This window comes from Amycolatopsis sp. QT-25, assembly GCF_029369745.1.
Classification (GTDB): domain Bacteria; phylum Actinomycetota; class Actinomycetes; order Mycobacteriales; family Pseudonocardiaceae; genus Amycolatopsis.
Genome location: NZ_CP120210.1, coordinates 2,623,625 through 2,637,820, shown reverse-complemented (window position 1 = coordinate 2,637,820; position 14,196 = coordinate 2,623,625). Strand labels below are relative to the sequence as shown.

The window sequence follows — 14,196 nt, the reverse complement described above, 5'->3', positions numbered from 1 at the left end:
TCAACCAACTGATTGAGCATCGATGACCACTGATCAGCTCAGCGCCACGTTCGCCGCGCTGGCGGACCCCACCCGTCGCGCCATCCTGGCGCGTCTGGCCGGCGGTGAAGCCACCGTGAACGAGCTGGCGGAGCCTTTCACCGTGAGTCTTCAGGCCATCTCGAAGCACTTGAAGGTCCTCGAACGCGCGGGCCTGATCAGCCGTGGCAAGACCGCTCAATGGCGGCCCTGCCGCCTCGAGGCGGGACCGCTCGGTGACATCTCGGACTGGGTCGAGCGCTACCGCCGTTTCTGGGACGGCGGCTTCGACCGTCTCGACGAGCACCTGACCGAACTCCAGAAGGGCAAGCCGAATGAATGAGAAGGAGCTGACCATCACCCGCGTCTTCGACGCACCGCGGGAACTGGTGTTCCAGGCATGGACGGTTCCTGAGCAGTTCGCGAACTGGATGGGCCCCAACGGGTTCACCGCCTACGGCGTCGAGATGGACCTCGTCGAAGGCGGCGCCTGGCGAGCGACCATCGGCAACGGCGAAGGCCTCGAGCACACCTCGGCCGGGGTCTATCGCGAAATCACCACGCCGGAACGGCTGGTGTTCACCTTCTTCTGGACGTCCGCACCCGAGGAAACGACGCTGGTGACGGTCGACTTCGCCGACCTCGGCGACAAGACCGAAATGACCTTCCACCAGGTCGAATTCCGCTCCGAGCAGGACCGCGACGAGCACCGTGCCGGATGGTCCGAAACCTTCGAAAACCTCACCGCACACCTGATCGAGAAGGAGACGAACCGATGACCACGGCACTCCCCGAAGTCGTGTCGCGCGAAGAATGGCAGGCCGTGCGGGACGCCTTGCTGATCAAGGAAAAAGAGCTCACCAAAGCCACCGACGCGATCAACGCCGAACGACGGCGGCTGCCCATGGTCCGCTTCGACGGCAAGTACGAATTCGAAGGCCCGGACGGCCGGGTCTCCCTGCTGGACCTGTTCGAAGGACGCCGCCAGCTGATCGTCTACCACTTCATGCTGAATCCCGGCCAGAAAGCGGGATGCGTCGGCTGTTCGATGGTCATCGACCACGTCGGCCCCCTCGTCCACCTCCACGCCCGCGACACGACGTTCACCGCGGTCTCGCCCGCCCCGCTTCCCGAAATCGAGAAGTACAGGGAGCGGATGGGCTGGACGATCCCGTGGCTGTCGACCGGCGACGACTTCAACCCCGACTGCGGTGTCGACGGCGGTTTCGGCATCAGCGTCTTCCTGCGCGAGGGCGACGAGGTCTTTCGCACCTACTTCACCACCAGCAGGGGCGCCGAGTCGCTCGTGAGCACCTTCCGCTACCTCGACCTGACACCGTTCGGGCGGCAGGAGGCGTGGGAAGAGTCCGGCCGCGGGAACGACGGACCGGGCCACTGGTGGAAACGGCACGACGAGTACTGAGCAGCGGTCCGCTGGATGAGAGTCGGCCGCATCCGGAGGAACATCACGACCCCCGTGCCCGCTAGGCCGTCACCGTGATTCTCTCTCGCGGGGGAAGGCCTCCTTCCTTGTGCTAGGCGCAAGGAAGGAGGCCTTCAGGCGCACCGGCACAGCCGACGAACTCGACTTCACCCCCGGCTAACTACGTGAAGTGCTCGAATCGGGCGCTGAAGCCCACTCCGAGTTCCCTTGTGGACGGTTCTGGGCGCGCCGGTCCCCCTGTGGCGATCACGCCATTCAAGGCTTCGGCGCCCGGACACGTTTGCCCTCCTCCTCGACACAAGCGCGGCCGGCCTCGTCGGCTGGTCCGGAAGCCACGCCACAGTGCCACCGAAAAACCCCAGTGCCACCGAAAAGCCACAGCGCCACCGAAAAGTGCGTGGGGGCATGTCGAGAATCCCGCGCCCGCTCCGACCCCTCGGTGTCCGGCGCCCGAAAGGCGGCCGCCACACCGGAGGAATCAAGCCATGCGCAAGCTCGTCTACCTCGTCCACACCTCGCTCGACGGCCGCATCGAGGGCCCGGAAGGCGAGTTCGACTGGGCCGAGATGGGCCCCGAACTGTCCGACCACTCGCAGGAACTGCTCGACCGCGGCGACACCTTCGTCTACGGACGGCGGGTCTGGGACATGATGTCGTCGTTCTGGCCGCGGGCCGAATCGCTGTCGGATCACCCGCACGACCTGCGGTTCGCCGAGACCTGGCGGAAGACGCCGAAGATCGTCTTCTCCAGGACGCTGGAGAAAGCGGACTGGAACACCGAGGTCGTCGCCGGCGATCTCGCCGAACGCGTCGCCGGGCTCAAGGGCAGGCCCGGCAAGGATCTGCTGCTGATGGGCGGGGCCGGGCTGGCCACGGCGCTCGCCGACCGGGGCCTGATCGACGAGTTCCATGTCGTCGTGCACCCGGTGGTGCTCGGCGGCGGCAAGCAGGTGTTCGGGGGCGGCGTCCGGACGGACCTGCGGTTGACCGGCACCCGTACCTTCGACGGGCGCGCGGTGGTGCTGACCTACGAAAAGCGGTGAAGCCGGGCGGCAGCCCCTACGCTGCCGCCGTCAGGTTCACCTCGCGTTGCTCGCGCGCAAGGCGATCCACTGCCGCATCGCGTACTCGACCAGCGTGATCAGCGTCTGCTTGGTCGATTCCCGCTCCCGCGCGTCACAGCGGACGATCGGGATGTTGGGGTCGATCGACAGCGCTTCACGCACGTCGTTGATGTCGTGCTCGAGGACGCCGTCGAAGGTGTTCACCCCGACGATGTAGGGCAGGCCCCGGTCCTCGAAGAAGTCGATCGGCGCGAACGAATCGGCCAGCCGTCGCGTGTCGGCCAGCACCACGGCGCCGATCGCGCCGCGGACGAGGTCGTCCCACATGAACCAGAACCGCTGCTGCCCGGGCGTGCCGAACAGGTAGAGGATCAGGTCCGCGTCCAGGGAGACCCGGCCGAAGTCCATCGCGACCGTGGTGGTCGACTTGTTGGGCGTCTGGTCGAGGTTGTCGATCCCCCGACTGGCGTCCGTCATCATCGCCTCGGTGGTGAGCGGGACGATCTCCGACACCGAACCGACGAAGGTCGTCTTACCCGCACCGAAGCCACCCGCCACGACGATCTTCGCGGATGTCATGGTCGGGGGCGCGGTGTCCCGCGGTGCCTTAAAGCCGACGGAGTCCACTCAAAACCCTTTCCATCAACACCAGATGTGCCTCGGCGCCGTCATTGCCCGAAATCGTCTTGTGCACGCTGACCAGTCCCGCGTCCGCCGCGTCGCTGATCAGCACGCGTGCCACCCCCAGCGGTACGCGCAGGGTCGCCGCGATTTCGGCGACCGAACGCGGGGTGCGGCACTCCTCGATGATCGAAACGCACTCGATCTGGTCCGCGGCCACCGCGGGGAGGCTACCCGTGGCGACATGGTCCTTGGTGGAGATGAGCGTCTCCAGCTCGAGAGCGTAGTTCGCCTTGGTCCGGCCCCCGGTGAGGGCATAGGGACGGACGATCGCCGTCTCTTCGAGCGGCGACGGCGGCTGCTCGAAGACGGCGGGCATGATGAACTCGCCGCTGGGCGGGCCCGGGTCGAAAAGACCACCTGGTCTCGGCCCGACGGCACCTGCGCCGCTGTCGGGTGGAGAAGCAAGTGAGGTCACGCGGTCTCCTTGATCGGTCGGCTGCGGGACTGCCGATTCCCCGGCGGAACGGGCTCCGCCCGGCGGGGAATCCTGGGCTTGCTTGTTCTTCTTGCGCTTCCGACGACCACGGCCCGAATCCAGGGTGAACCCGTTCAGGACGTCGGCGAACGTGCCGTCGTCCCGTGAACCGGCGGCATGGGCGGCCCCCGCGTGCGGGAGCCGGTGTTCACCCGTCCCCGGCGGTTCGCCGAGGGATCCGGATCCGGTGCTCATCGGGACATCATCCCACCGGTTCGCCGATCAGCGACCCACCGGCGCCCTGCAATTGCGCGCGGAGTTCCGGTGTGAGGATCTGGCCGACGCGATCGACGAGCATCGTCATCTCGTAGGCGACTTGTCCGATGTCGCAGTTCGGTGCGGCGAGGATGGCCAGGCAGGAGCCGTCGCTGATGGACATCAGCACCATGATGCCGAGCTCCATCTCGACGACGGTCTCGTTGACCGCGCCCGCCTCGAAGCACCGGGCGGCACCCTGGGTCAGGCTCACCAGGCCGGACGCGACGGCGGCCAGCTGGTCGGCCCGGTCCAGCGGGAGTCTGCTGGACGCGGTGAGCAGGAGGCCGTCCGCCGACACGACCACGGCGTGCGCCACTCCGGGTACGCGCTCGGCGAAGTCGTTCACCAGCCACCCGAACTGGTTCTGCTGGGGTTGGGCCGGGTTCGGCGAGGTCATTCACCCTCCAAGGTTTCGTGGTTGGCTTCGGTCGCCTGGGCCGTGTGGTGCCGTCCGCGCTGGATGCCCTGCTGGAAACTGCTCAGGCGACCGCGCACGTCGTGCGCGTCTCGCTGTGGTCGGGGGGTGACCGCCCCGGCGGGCGGTCCCGCGCTGCCCGGAAGCAGTTGCTCCCCGCGGCGGCGCCGGGGTAATCCTGCCGAAGTCATCTTCGGGGGGACCGACTGGGACACCGCTTGGGCTGCTTTCCAGCCTTCGTCGGAGCCGAAATTCCAGGCGTCCGTCTCCTCGGTGGCGGCGACCGGTTCCGGTTCCGGGGGCGCTGCCTGCGGTTTCTTCGCGGGTTTCCGGCTCGGCAACGCGGCGGGCGGGGCCGCAGGACGCGTGGCCGTCTCCGGTGCCTTCGCCGTCTCCGGTGCCTTCGCGGGCTCGGACGTCTTCGGCGGCTCGGGTGCCGCTGCCGGCTCGGGGGTCGCGTCCGGCTGGGTGGCGAGGGGCTGGGTGGCGAGGGGCTGGGTGGTGACCGGCTGGGTGGTGACGGGCTGCGCCTCGGCGGGGGTGGCCTTGTCCGCCGCCTCCTTGCGCCCGCGCTTGACGCCCTGCTGGAAACTGCTCAGCCTGCCGCGCACGTTCGCCGGATCGCGGACCGGCAGATCCGACTTGGCGGCGGGTGCGGCGGCCGGGAGCGACGACGCCGCGCTGCCCGGCAGAAGTTGCTCGCCCTTGCGGCGGCGGGGCAACCCGGCTTGCGTGAAGGTCGACGGAGCGTTCTGGGAGACCTCCTGCACCGTGCGGAAGGCCTTGTCGCTGGCGAAGTCCCAGGTGCGGGATTCCTGTTCGGCGGTGGGAGCGGACTCGGCCGTCTTCTTCTCTTCGGCTTCCTTCTCCCCCGGCTTCTCCTGCCTGCCCGCGGGCTTTTCCGGAACGGGCGAGCGGAACCACGCCGAGAGCATCTCGTCGAAGATCGGTGTCGTCTCCGACGCGGTGGGCGGGGGCGCGGCGGCGGCGGGCGGCGGGACCGCCTGCTTCCACCATTCGCTCAGCGTGGTGCCGTTCTTGGCCTCGAACAGCTCCTTGCCGCTGGGCAGCTCGCCTTCCACCGAGGTCGGGTCCTCCGCCTCCTTCGCGACGGGCACGGGTTCCGCGGCGGATTCCGTCTCGTCCTGGGTGATCGGGCTGAACAGCGCCGTTCCCGAGATCTCCGGATCCGACGGCGGCCACGGGTTCTGGGGGTGACCATGCCCGTTCATGCCGGATTCGGCGTGGCCGGCCAGGTCCTTCGCCGAGGGCCAGCGCTCACCGCCTTGCGACGGCACGCTCGGGGTATCCGGCCGCGAGCCGTTCGTGGGACGTCGGCGGCGGGGCAGGCCGCCCGGCTGCTGCGACGGCAGCGGCGCGAGGCGCTGGGTGATCGGGCCGGTGGCGGGACCGGGGTCCCCGCCGGGCGGGACCATCACGAGATCCGCCGGGACCGAGACGGTGGCGCGCACGCCGACGATGTCCTTGCCGCCGTGCAGCGAGACTCCGATGCGGTGCCTGCTGGCCAGCCGCCCGACCACGAACAGACCCATCCGGCGCGAGGTGGTGAGGTCGACGTTGGGGGACTCGGTGAGCCGGGCGTTGGCCTCGGCGACCTCGGCCTCGTTCATCCCGATGCCCTTGTCGAGGATGTCGATACCGAACGAGCCGTCTTCGACGAGCCTCGTCGCGACCGTCACCTGGGTTTCCGGGGCGGAGAACGCCGTGGCGTTGTCCAGCAGTTCGGCGATCAGGCGCATCAGATCGTTGGCCGCGTAGCCGACCAGCCGCACCGGCGGCGGGTTCTGCACGGTGACCCGCTGGTACTGCTCGATCTCGGACACGGCCGCGCGCACCACGTCGGTGGCGGAGACCGGCTGGCCGGACCGCCTGCCCGGCTCGGCGCCGGAAAGGACCATCAGGTTTTCGTTGTTGCGGCGCATGCGGGTGGCGAGGTGGTCGAGCTGGAAGAGCGTGGCCAGCTGGTCCGCGTCCTCTTCGTCGCGCTCCAGCCGCTCGATCAGTTGCAGCTGGCGCTGCACGAGACTTTGGCTGCGGCGGGAGAGGTTGACGAACACGTTGCTGTAGCCGGTGCGCATCGAGGCCTGCTCGGTGGCCAGGCGCAGCGCCTGGTGATGCACCTTGTCGAAGGCCCTGGCGACCTCGCCGATCTCGTCGTCGCTGCCGACCGGGACCGGCCGCACGTCGGTGCCCTGCGAGCGGCCCTCCTGGATGTTGCGGACCGCGTCGGGCAACTGCCTCTCGGCGACGTCGAGGGCGCTGGCGCGCAGCACCTTGAGCGAGCGCAGCAGCTGGCGGGTGATGAGGAAGACGACGGCGACGGCGAGCACCATCGCGCCGAACAGCAGGACCGCGAGCAGGCCCGCGCCGCTGCTGGCGTCGTCGACCAGTTCGGCCGAGACCGCGGTGGTCTCACCGCCGAACTTGTTCGCGACCTCGCCGACCTTGGTGAGCACCGCGGTCGACGCGTCGGTCCAGCCCCGCGCGGACAACGAACGGAACGCCTGCGCGGAAGGGGTCCCTTGCTCGCCGAGCGCGGTTTTCGCGAGCCTGTCACGGTTTTCCATCACTTCGTCGGTGACGGCGGCGCCGAACTCCTGGCGCTGCCGCTCCGACGCGGCGGCGCGGAAGTCGGTGAACCGGTCGGCCAGCCTCAGTTCGGCGGTGCGCAGCCGGTCGAGTTCACTCGGCGCGAGGCCCGAGCGGGCGATGCCGAAGGAGACCAGCGCCTGGCTCAGCGACAGCTGTTCCTCCATCACGGCGAGGTCGTGCAACGCCGCGGGGGTGCCACCGAGGACGCCTTCGCCGGCACCGGCGGCGAGCGCGGTGTCCAGCGCGAGCAGCGCGGTGGTCACGTCGGTGTACTCACCGATGGCCTGGACGGGATCGAGCTGCCCGGCGGAGGCCCGCTGGCGGATGTCGGCCAGCCTGTCCAGCTGGGCGGCCGCGGCGTCCCGCGCCTGGCGGAGCGACGGCTCGTTCTCCAGCGCCCGGGACGCGGCGGCGACGTAAAGCGGGATGGCGGTGTCCACGTCGGCGCGGGCCGAGCCGAGTTCCAGGGTCCCGCCGACGGTGCCCGCGGTCAGCCCGGCGGCGGACTGGGTGCGTTCGCGACCGAGCCCGTCGGTGAGGGTGCGGACGTGCCCGCTCAACGCCACGAGCCGGTCCAGCCGCTGGTAACCGTCGGACCGGCCGACCTGGCCCGCGATGGTCGCGATGCCCAGCGCGAGCGCGATGAGGATCGGCACCAGCGTCACGGCCGACAGCTTCACCGGCAGGCTCCAGTCCCGCCAGCGCACGAGCGTGCGCCAGCCGGTGGCCCACCGAGAGGGCCGGGGAGTGCGTCCCAGCAGCTCCCCGACCGGCACTTGGCCTTCTCCTGCAACGGTCACGTAGGTGACTCCCTGTCCGGCGTCCTGGCACGGTCTGAGGCGTCCGTCCCCGCGAGACGTCCGCTCGCGGGGAACTCGACCCCGCACCGACCCCGTGCTCGATCGCGACCTGAGGGACCTCGTCCGGCGCTCCGGGTGTCCCCAGGAACACCGGTCCGCTTCGGAAGGTCTTGCACCTGCACGTGCAGGTCGCAACCTGCGTAGTGCACGGTCGTCGAGAGCAACTTCTCTTTGCCAATCGATCACAGCGGGTCAGCCGGACCAAAGAATCGTACACCAATCCCGGTGCCGTCAATTCCGTTCGGGGCACGGGTGCTGACCAGCGAAAAGTGTGTTCCCGAACGACCAGGAAGGCGCGAAATCCACCTGCGCGTCACAAACGAGGGAATTCCGGTCACGGGTTGCGCGGATACACAGGGTGGCCTTGTCACCCGATCAGCCTACGCTGGGTAGCCGTGTCGCCCAGTCGAACTACTTTCCGTGCCCCCAACGGGTGGGTCAAGTCCAAATGTGTGCCCGATGTTGTGGCCTTGCCACCCAAGCCGATTCACTGTCGCCCGACATGGTGATTTCTTTCGGGACACCCGGTGAAACGGGGGATCTTCCCCGGTCCCGGATGGCGGGCACGGTATCGGAACCTGTCGCGACCCGGTAGCGAAACTACGATCTGTCACCAAAATGAGGGACAGAGCGTGGCCACCGTCCATCGTTTGCCGCAGTGGTCCGTTCGGGCGATGACCCCGCGTGACAACTTTACTCACTATTACGAGTGATAAAGCCCGTTCATTTCGGCCGAAACGATTTGGGGAAACACCAATACGAGGTAAAACCGAATACCTGCTCACGCCTTCACGAAACCGGGGTCGCCTATTCGGCACGGGTGAAGCCGAAGTTAGTATGTGCGCTCTCGTACCGCGCCACGGATGCAAGCCCCGGAGGAACCCCATGCCCGACGTCGCGCGTCCCTACGCGGCGAGCAACGCCTTGGAGGAAACCGGGCAGCTGCCCGCGCTGTTCGTCCGCGAGCGCCGGCCCGCTCCCCCGCCGCCGCGCGCCACCGGCCCGGACTTCGACCGGATCCAGCACGGCAAGGAGTTCGTCGCGCTGCGCAAGACCTTCCGCCGGTTCGTGTTCCCGATGAGCTTGCTGTTCTTCACCTGGTACATGACGTTCGTGCTGCTGGCGGCCTACGCGCACGACTTCATGAGCCGGAAGGTGTGGGGCGAGGTCAACGTCGGCATCCTGCTCGGGCTCGGCCAGTTCGCCAGCACGATCCTGATCACCATCGCCTACCTGAAGTTCGCGAAAAAACGGCTCGATCCCCAGGTCGAGCGGTTGCGGGCCTCGGTCGGAGCGGATGAGCGATGAGCATCCCCGACAACGATCCCGTGCTGAACATCGCGGTGTTCGCGCTGTTCGTCGCGATCACCCTGTTCGTGGTGTACCGCGTCAGCACGCGCAACTCGTCCACTTCGGACTACTACGCCGCGGGCAGCGCCTTCACCGGACGGCAGAACGGCATCGCGCTTTCCGGCGACTTCCTCTCGGCGGCGTCGTTCCTCGGTATCGCCGGGGCGATCGCCATCCACGGCTACGACGGCTTCCTGTACTCGATCGGGTTCCTCGTCGCGTGGATGGTCGACCTGCTGCTGATCGCGGAACTGCTGCGCAACACCGGCCGCTTCACCATGGGCGACGTGCTGAGTTTCCGGATGAAGCAGCGGCCGGTCCGCGCCGCGGCCGCGACGTCGACGCTGGTGATCTCCTTCTTCTACATGCTCGCGCAGATGGCGGGCGCCGGCGGGCTGGTGGCGCTGCTGCTGGACATCCACGGCGGCGTCGGCCAGGCGCTGGTGATCGGCGTCGTCGGCGTCGTCATGGTGCTGTACGTGCTGGTCGGCGGCATGAAGGGCACCACGTGGGTGCAGATCATCAAGGCGACCATCCTGCTGCTGACCGGTGCGCTGATCACCGTGTTCCTGTTCGGCAAGTTCGGGTTCAGTTTCTCGAACCTGCTCTCGGCCGCCGCCGACAACAGCCCGCTCGGGGACGAGCTGCTGCAACCCGGCGGCTCGTACGGCAAGAGCGAGGTCACGAAGCTCGACTTCGTCTCGCTGGCACTGGCGCTGGTCCTCGGCGCCGCCGCGCTCCCGCACGTGCTGATGCGCTTCTACACGGTGCCGAACTCGCGCGAGGCACGGCGCTCGGTGGTCTGGGCGACCGCCTGCATGACCCTCTTCTATCTCTGCACGCTGGTCATCGGCTTCGGCGCGGCCGCGCTGGTCGGTCCGGAGGCGATCAAGAACGCGCCCGGCGGGGAGAACTCGGCGGCGCCGCTGCTCGCGCTGAACATCGGCGGCACCGTCCTGCTCGGCGTCGTCTCGGCGGTGGCCTTCGCGACCATCCTCGCCGTCGTCGCCGGGCTGACGATCACCGCCTCCGCCTCCTTCGCCCACGACGTCTACGCCAACATCTTCAAGAACGGCAAGGCGGAACCGGCCGCGGAGGTCCGGGTCGCCCGGTTGACCGCGGTCGCCGTCGGGGCGTTCGCGATCGTCGGCGGCATCCTGGCGAACGGGCAGAACATCGCGTTCCTGGTGGCGCTGGCGTTCGCCGTCGCGGCGTCGGCGAACCTCTCGACGCTGCTGTACTCGCTGTTATGGAAACGCTTCAACACCACCGGGACGCTGTGGGGTATCTACGGCGGGCTGATCGCGAGCCTGGTGCTCGTGTTCTTCTCGCCGGTGATGTCCGGGGCCGCGGACTCGATCATCTCCGGCGTCGACTTCCACTGGTTCCCGCTGAAGAACCCGGGTCTGGTGTCGATCCCGTTCTCGTTCCTGTGCGGGTTCGTGGGCACCTTCGTCGGCCGCTCGAAGGCCGACCCCGTCAAGCAGGCGGAGATGGAGGTGCGGTCCCTCACCGGGATCGGCTCCTGATGGCGGGATCCCGGACTACGCGGCCGACGCTGGGGCGTCACTGGTGATCAGGTAGGGCCCACCGCTCCGTGCAGGCCTCTTAATCTACCTGCGGGTAGCGATAGGGCCCCTTTTGTAACGGCCTGTTTCTCACCTGCGTTGCCACGTGGCCTTTGCCGATTACGCACCAACCGAACACTGTTCGTGCCCGTGAAGCGAGATTCCTGGGCCGGGCTGCCCTGCTCAGTCCAGTTCAGACCGGACGGTCGTTGCCCTCCGGAAGTCAGGAAGTCGTGAGCGGCCTGCCGGACGACGGCCACGGGGATCTCCGCGTCGGCAGGGTATGGCCGCTCGTTGCGCATGTAGTAGTACGTCACTTCGCCCTTCTCCGGCAGCGGGAAGGGGGCATCGGCGTTCCGGCTGAATGCGCCTTCCGGACTGACGTCACCGACGTAGCGAAGGGTGCCCCGGTCGCCGTCAATGCCCACCTCGAGCCACGGATACTCACCGTCGACATGTAGGTTCACCAGCGTCGGGCCGGGTTCAGCCGCCACGGCGTCCAACACCGGGCCAAGGTCGGCGGCAGACTCGATGATCACTGGTTCCGACTTGTCTTCGTCGTACCATGCTTTCGATCACGTGGCCGTTCCTCCGTATCGCTTGTCCGTCGCCTCGCCATCCGCCGTTGTGCCGTGCACGTCGAGCGTGGTGCCTTGCGGCAGGATCTTCGGCAGAAGGCGGTCACAGCTGAAGGGACCTATACAGGGCGTGTTGTTGATCGTAACGGCGGCATGAGTGATGCCGTTGCCGGCCATGTGCACGGCCAGTTTCATCTCTACGTCATACACAGCCGAAGGCATTCCGCGTTCGGCCAATCCATGGTCGCGGACGTACTGCTCGGTGGCCTCTGACATCTTTTCTGCTGCTGCGGACCACAGAAGGCCAGTAGGCGGGTCAGCGCGCAGAGGATTGTTACCGGCGCCTCCGAAGGTAGGAACCTCTCGTCGCCGCCAGGCCTTCAGGACACCCGGAGACCGTCCAGCACGATCGCGAGAAGCCGCTTCGTGTCCTCCTCCGAAGCCTTGCTCGCCGCCGAGCCCAAGCCGTGACCGAGCCGCAGGATGTCGACGCCGGTGACGTCGGCCCGGAGCACTCCTTCGTCCTGCGCCGCCTTCACGATCGTGTCGGCCGCGGCCCGCAATCGTGACTGACACCAGGCGAAGACTTCTGAGCCGGCGTCGACGGAAGCCTTCAACGTCATCGCGAGCCCGTGTTTCTCGACCACGTAGACGACGTGCGTGGCCAGCCACGTCTCGAGCGCCTTGCCCGGTGGCAATTCGGCGAGCAGGTCGTAGGCCTGCTGCGCCAATCCGCCGATCTCGTCGCGGTAGACGGCCTCGATCAGTTTGTCGCGCGTCGGGAAGTGCCGGTACAGCGTGCCCGCGCCGACACCGGCGCGTTTGGCGATGTCGTCGGCGGGCACGTCCACGCCGTCGGCGGTGAACGCCTTCTTCGCCACGGCCACGATGCGCTCGTAGTTGCGCCGCGCGTCCGCGCGCATGGGGCGGTCCGGATCGGCCGTGACCATCTGCACCTCCTCGGGCGACGAAAACGGAGACGTTCTCCGAATCCCCTTGCGTAAGCGGAGAATGTCTCCATATCATCGCTCACGACCTCAAGTGGAGAGTCTCTCCGCTTCATCTCGTTACGTCTTTGGAGTATTCCTTGACCGAACGAACCCTGCGTGCCGAGCCCAGGCCGGAGACGGCCGGGGCCCCGCCACCTCCGCATCGGCTGGTCCTCCCGATCATCCTGACCTGCCAGCTCATGCTCATCCTCGACGCGACGGTGATGAACGTCGCGCTCCCCCGCATCCAGTCCGAACTCGGTTTCACCGACACCGGCCTGTCCTGGGTGATGACGGCGTACAGCCTCGTCTTCGGTGGCTTGCTGCTGCTCGGAGGCCGGGCGGGCGACCTGTTCGGGCGCCGCCGCATGTTCGTCGTCGGCGCGGGTGTGTTCACCGCCGCCTCCCTGCTCGGCGGCCTCGCCGGCTCGGCGGAACTGCTGATCGCCGCCCGGGTCGCGCAGGGTGTCGGCGCCGCGCTGGCCGGGCCGAGCACGCTGGCGCTGATCACCGGCACGTTCACCGAAGCCAAGGCGCGGGTGCGCGCGCTGGCGTTGTTCTCGGCGATGTCCAGCAGTGGTTTCGCGATCGGCCTGCTGCTGGGCGGGTTGCTGACCGAATGGATCTCGTGGCGCGCGGCGCTGTACATCAACGTCCCGTTCGGGCTCGCGATCGTCCTGCTCACCTCGCGATACGTCGCCGATCCTCCTCGGCGACGCGCCCGGCTGGATCTTCCCGGCGCCTTCACCGGCACCTTCGGCGTCGGCTCCCTGGTGTTCGCCTTCACCCACGCCGCTTCGCACGGTTGGGGCGACATGGTCACCCTTGGCGCTCTCGCCGCCGGGCTGGCACTACTGGCGGCGTTCCTCACCATCGAGACCAAGGTGCGCGAACCGCTGATCCCGTTGCGCCTGTTCGCCGACCGCGACCGCGCTGCGGCCTACGTCAACTTCTTCCTCGGGCCGATGGCCATGATGTCGATGTTCTTTTTCCTGACCCAGTTCCTGCAGGACATCGCGGGCTTCGCCGCGCTGGAGACCGGCTTCGCGTTCCTGCCGATGGCGGTCTGCATGTTCGGGCTCAGCAGGCTGATCCCGAAGCTGCTCCCCCGGTTCGGGCCGAAGCCGCTCGCGCTGACCGGGACCGCGCTGATGACCGGCGGGGTCGTCTGGCTGACCACGCTCACCACCGACAGCGGCTACCTCTCCCAGCTGCTCGGCCCGATGCTGCTGATGGGCGTCGGCGCGGGGCTGGCGTTCTCGCCGCTCAGCGTGATCATCATGGCGACGGTCCCCACCGACGACGCCGGCGCCGCGGGCGGGGCACTGCAGACGTTGCAGCAGGTCGGGGCGACCTTGGGGCTGGCGATTCTGATCACCGTGTTCGGCGCGGTGACACGGACGCCGTCCGGCACCCCGGCGGAGACCACCGTGGACGGCATGACCGCGGCCTTCACCGCCGCCGCCGTGGTGACGGCGGTGTCCTTCCTGGTGGCACTGACCTTCCGGCGCCGGGTTTAGAGCTTCGCGCCCACCTGGACCTTGTGCGTGACCTTGCGCTCCATCACGAAGGAGAAGAACGGGACGCAGCCGGCGATCAGTACGAGGAGGGTGCCCTTCATCGACCAGCGGGCCTTGATCGCGAGGTCGACCGCGAGCAGCAGATAGACCAGGTACAGCCCGCCGTGGACCATGGGGATCATCTTCACGAACTGGGGAAGCTCCACGCGGAAGACATACTGCAGCAGCATCTCGACGACCAGACCGAGCAGGGCCACACCGGTGGCGTACGCCGCGACGCGGAAGCGGATCAGCGGTCCGCTCAGCGAAACCGGGCGGGCCGGGGCGGCGTCGTCAGTTCGGGTGGTCATAGGGTCTCGA

Annotated in this window: 15 protein-coding genes; 7 read left to right on the top strand and 8 right to left on the bottom strand. The window is 68.0% G+C overall.

Translation table 11 applies throughout. The features are described from left to right. The first annotated feature begins 22 nt into the window (after positions 1–22). The 4 genes from P3102_RS12355 to P3102_RS12340 all read left to right on the top strand — a co-directional run bounded on the left by P3102_RS12355 (position 23) and on the right by P3102_RS12340 (position 2,505). Positions 23–361, top strand: coding sequence for a metalloregulator ArsR/SmtB family transcription factor (locus tag P3102_RS12355; RefSeq protein WP_276369086.1), 339 nt, complete (start codon positions 23–25; stop codon positions 359–361). Next, positions 354–797: an SRPBCC domain-containing protein gene (locus tag P3102_RS12350; RefSeq protein ID WP_276369085.1), complete on the top strand. Its 444-nt coding sequence runs from the start codon at positions 354–356 to the stop codon at positions 795–797. Before P3102_RS12355 ends, P3102_RS12350 begins: the two co-directional genes overlap by 8 nt. Beyond that, positions 794–1,441 carry a DUF899 domain-containing protein gene (locus P3102_RS12345; protein ID WP_276369084.1) on the top strand — a complete coding sequence of 216 codons (648 nt, stop codon included), beginning with the start codon at positions 794–796 and terminating at the stop codon, positions 1,439–1,441. The genes P3102_RS12350 and P3102_RS12345 overlap by 4 nt, the downstream gene beginning before the upstream one ends. A gap of 506 nt (positions 1,442–1,947) precedes the next feature. Beyond that, entirely contained in the window at positions 1,948–2,505 is a 558-nt protein-coding gene (locus P3102_RS12340; protein WP_276369083.1) for a dihydrofolate reductase family protein, read from the top strand. Positions 2,506–2,541: 36 nt separating this feature from the next. Here P3102_RS12340 and P3102_RS12335 read toward each other — a convergent pair whose 3' ends face one another. The 4 genes from P3102_RS12335 to P3102_RS12320 are packed head-to-tail and all read right to left on the bottom strand — an operon-like array spanning position 2,542 to position 7,747. Then, positions 2,542–3,105: an ATP/GTP-binding protein gene (locus P3102_RS12335; RefSeq protein ID WP_125785469.1), complete on the bottom strand. Its 564-nt coding sequence runs from the start codon at positions 3,103–3,105 to the stop codon at positions 2,542–2,544. 28 nt (positions 3,106–3,133) lie between these two features. Then, complete coding sequence (locus P3102_RS12330; RefSeq protein ID WP_276369082.1) at positions 3,134–3,880, bottom strand: DUF742 domain-containing protein; 747 nt, start codon at positions 3,878–3,880, stop codon at positions 3,134–3,136. Positions 3,881–3,887: 7 nt separating this feature from the next. Beyond that, the gene (locus tag P3102_RS12325) at positions 3,888–4,340 is read right to left on the bottom strand and encodes a roadblock/LC7 domain-containing protein (protein ID WP_005166055.1); all 453 of its coding nucleotides are present in this window, start codon (positions 4,338–4,340) and stop codon (positions 3,888–3,890) included. Then, positions 4,337–7,747, bottom strand: a complete 3,411-nt coding sequence (locus P3102_RS12320) for a nitrate- and nitrite sensing domain-containing protein (RefSeq protein ID WP_276371121.1) — start codon at positions 7,745–7,747, stop codon at positions 4,337–4,339. Before P3102_RS12320 ends, P3102_RS12325 begins: the two co-directional genes overlap by 4 nt. Positions 7,748–8,716: 969 nt before the next feature. On the opposite strand from P3102_RS12320, the gene P3102_RS12315 reads away from it, so the two are divergent. Both P3102_RS12315 and P3102_RS12310 read left to right on the top strand, forming a co-directional pair. Next, positions 8,717–9,139 (top strand): DUF485 domain-containing protein, encoded by a 423-nt coding sequence (locus P3102_RS12315; protein ID WP_276369081.1) that lies wholly within the window; start codon positions 8,717–8,719, stop codon positions 9,137–9,139. Next, positions 9,136–10,710, top strand: a complete 1,575-nt coding sequence (locus P3102_RS12310) for a cation acetate symporter (RefSeq protein ID WP_276369080.1) — start codon at positions 9,136–9,138, stop codon at positions 10,708–10,710. The genes P3102_RS12315 and P3102_RS12310 overlap by 4 nt, the downstream gene beginning before the upstream one ends. Before the next feature lie 47 nt (positions 10,711–10,757). Here the strand turns inward: P3102_RS12310 and P3102_RS12305 are convergent, their stop codons facing one another. The 3 genes from P3102_RS12305 to P3102_RS12295 form a co-directional block, all read right to left on the bottom strand. After that, complete coding sequence (locus P3102_RS12305) at positions 10,758–11,288, bottom strand: Imm1 family immunity protein (protein WP_276369079.1); 531 nt, start codon at positions 11,286–11,288, stop codon at positions 10,758–10,760. A 36-nt stretch (positions 11,289–11,324) separates the two neighbouring features. Continuing rightward, positions 11,325–11,627: a DddA-like double-stranded DNA deaminase toxin gene (locus P3102_RS12300; protein ID WP_276371120.1), complete on the bottom strand. Its 303-nt coding sequence runs from the start codon at positions 11,625–11,627 to the stop codon at positions 11,325–11,327. An 80-nt stretch (positions 11,628–11,707) separates the two neighbouring features. Beyond that, the gene (locus P3102_RS12295; protein WP_276369078.1) at positions 11,708–12,277 is read right to left on the bottom strand and encodes a TetR/AcrR family transcriptional regulator; all 570 of its coding nucleotides are present in this window, start codon (positions 12,275–12,277) and stop codon (positions 11,708–11,710) included. A gap of 137 nt (positions 12,278–12,414) precedes the next feature. Here P3102_RS12295 and P3102_RS12290 point away from each other — a divergent pair, with 137 nt between their 5' ends. Further along, the gene (locus tag P3102_RS12290; RefSeq protein WP_276369077.1) at positions 12,415–13,836 is read left to right on the top strand and encodes an MFS transporter; all 1,422 of its coding nucleotides are present in this window, start codon (positions 12,415–12,417) and stop codon (positions 13,834–13,836) included. On the opposite strand, the gene P3102_RS12285 is transcribed toward P3102_RS12290, so the two are convergent. Then, complete coding sequence (locus P3102_RS12285) at positions 13,833–14,186, bottom strand: DUF3817 domain-containing protein (RefSeq protein WP_276369076.1); 354 nt, start codon at positions 14,184–14,186, stop codon at positions 13,833–13,835. The genes P3102_RS12290 and P3102_RS12285 overlap by 4 nt on opposite strands. Positions 14,187–14,196 lie beyond the last annotated feature (10 nt).

Excerpts from the sequence above, each read along its gene's own strand:
- P3102_RS12355 (WP_276369086.1), top strand. The coding sequence starts at position 23 with ATGACCACTGATCAGCTCAGCGCCACGTTCGCCGCGCTGGCGGACCCC.
- P3102_RS12335 (WP_125785469.1), bottom strand. The coding sequence starts at position 3,105 with ATGACATCCGCGAAGATCGTCGTGGCGGGTGGCTTCGGTGCGGGTAAG.
- P3102_RS12310 (WP_276369080.1), top strand. The coding sequence starts at position 9,136 with ATGAGCATCCCCGACAACGATCCCGTGCTGAACATCGCGGTGTTCGCG.
- P3102_RS12325 (WP_005166055.1), bottom strand. The coding sequence starts at position 4,340 with ATGACCTCGCCGAACCCGGCCCAACCCCAGCAGAACCAGTTCGGGTGG.
- P3102_RS12315 (WP_276369081.1), top strand. The coding sequence starts at position 8,717 with ATGCCCGACGTCGCGCGTCCCTACGCGGCGAGCAACGCCTTGGAGGAA.
- P3102_RS12330 (WP_276369082.1), bottom strand. The coding sequence starts at position 3,880 with ATGAGCACCGGATCCGGATCCCTCGGCGAACCGCCGGGGACGGGTGAA.
- P3102_RS12350 (WP_276369085.1), top strand. The coding sequence starts at position 354 with ATGAATGAGAAGGAGCTGACCATCACCCGCGTCTTCGACGCACCGCGG.
- P3102_RS12285 (WP_276369076.1), bottom strand. The coding sequence starts at position 14,186 with ATGACCACCCGAACTGACGACGCCGCCCCGGCCCGCCCGGTTTCGCTG.
- P3102_RS12295 (WP_276369078.1), bottom strand. The coding sequence starts at position 12,277 with ATGGTCACGGCCGATCCGGACCGCCCCATGCGCGCGGACGCGCGGCGC.
- P3102_RS12340 (WP_276369083.1), top strand. The coding sequence starts at position 1,948 with ATGCGCAAGCTCGTCTACCTCGTCCACACCTCGCTCGACGGCCGCATC.
- P3102_RS12345 (WP_276369084.1), top strand. The coding sequence starts at position 794 with ATGACCACGGCACTCCCCGAAGTCGTGTCGCGCGAAGAATGGCAGGCC.